At 73.9% G+C, this 1,370-nt stretch carries 1 protein-coding gene and 1 pseudogene; both read left to right on the top strand.

Annotated elements, in window-relative coordinates:
• Nucleotides 1-271, top strand: a pseudogene (locus ACIP67_RS43310) (hypothetical protein); the annotation flags it as partial.
• A 115-nt stretch (nt 272-386) separates the two neighbouring features.
• Entirely contained in the window at nt 387-1,331 is a 945-nt protein-coding gene (pdxS, locus tag ACIP67_RS43315) for a pyridoxal 5'-phosphate synthase lyase subunit PdxS (RefSeq protein ID WP_036313496.1), read from the top strand.
• The last annotated feature ends 39 nt before the right edge of the window (nt 1,332-1,370 follow it).

Raw genomic sequence — 1,370 nt, forward strand, 5'->3', positions numbered from 1 at the left:
CTACCTCACGGTGGGCATCCAGACGGCGGTGATCGGCTCCGCCGGCGTCGCCCGCATGCCCTGGCGCCGGTTCCTGCCGGCGGCCGCGCTCGGCACGTTCCTGTGGGGCGTGGTGTACGGGACCGTCGGGATGGCCGTGGTGTGGGCCGTCATCGGCGCGGCGCTCGGAGAGGGCCGGGGCGTCCTCGCCCTCGTGCTGATCCTCGCGGCCGTGGTCGCGTTCGTCGTCTGGCGCCGACGCCGTACGCTGCGCCGGCACGGGGCCGGGTGACGTCGTCGTCCGTGACGCGGGCCGGGGTCCGCCGCCGGGGGACTAGAGTTGGCCGCGTCTTCGCCCCGGCCAGCCGCCCCGCGGCCGGGGCTGCCACCCCTTCGGAAGGACCACCATGAGCGACGAGCGCGCCCGCAGCTTCTCCGCCTCCACCGCCTCCGCCGCCGACGACGGCGCCCGCGGCACCGGCACGACCCGCGTCAAGCGCGGCCTGGCGGACATGATGAAGGGCGGCGTGATCATGGACGTCGTCAACGCGGAGCAGGCGCGCATCGCCGAGGACGCCGGCGCCGTGGCCGTCATGGCGCTCGAGCGGGTCCCGGCCGACATCCGCGCCCAGGGCGGTGTGGCCCGCATGTCCGACCCCGACCTGATCGACGGCATCGTCGAGGCCGTGTCCATCCCCGTGATGGCCAAGGCGCGCATCGGCCACTTCGTGGAGGCCCAGGTGCTGCAGGCGCTCAAGGTGGACTTCATCGACGAGTCCGAGGTGCTCTCCCCGGCGGACTACGTGAACCACATCGACAAGTGGGACTTCGACGTGCCCTTCGTGTGCGGCGCCACCAACCTCGGCGAGGCCCTGCGCCGCATCACCGAGGGCGCGGCCATGATCCGGTCCAAGGGCGAGGCCGGCACCGGCGACGTCTCCGAGGCCGTGAAGCACATCCGCACCATCCGCAAGGAGATCGCCCAGCTCCAGGGCCTGGCCCAGGATGAGCTGTACGTGGCCGCGAAGGAGCTGCAGGCGCCGTACGAACTGGTGCGCGAGGTCGCCGAGACCGGCGCCCTGCCCGTCGTGATGTTCACCGCCGGCGGCGTGGCCACCCCGGCCGACGCGGCCCTGATGATGCAGATGGGCGCCGACGGCGTGTTCGTGGGCTCCGGCATCTTCAAGTCCGGCAACCCGGCCGAGCGCGCCCGCGCCATCGTCAAGGCCACCGCCCAGTTCGACGACCCGATGGCGGTCGCCGAGGCCTCCCGCGGCCTGGGCGAGGCCATGGTGGGCATCAATGTGGGCGACCTGCCCGCCCCGCACCGCCTGGCCGAGCGCGGCTGGTGAGCCGCGGAGTCCCGGGCACCCGGAGGCCCTAGGGGCGGG

This window comes from Streptomyces sp. NPDC088812 (genome assembly GCF_044750285.1).
Lineage (GTDB): Bacteria > Actinomycetota > Actinomycetes > Streptomycetales > Streptomycetaceae > Streptomyces.

Coding starts and splice junctions, on each gene's coding strand:
- pdxS (WP_036313496.1), top strand. CDS start 387: ATGAGCGACGAGCGCGCCCGCAGCTTCTCCGCCTCCACCGCCTCCGCC.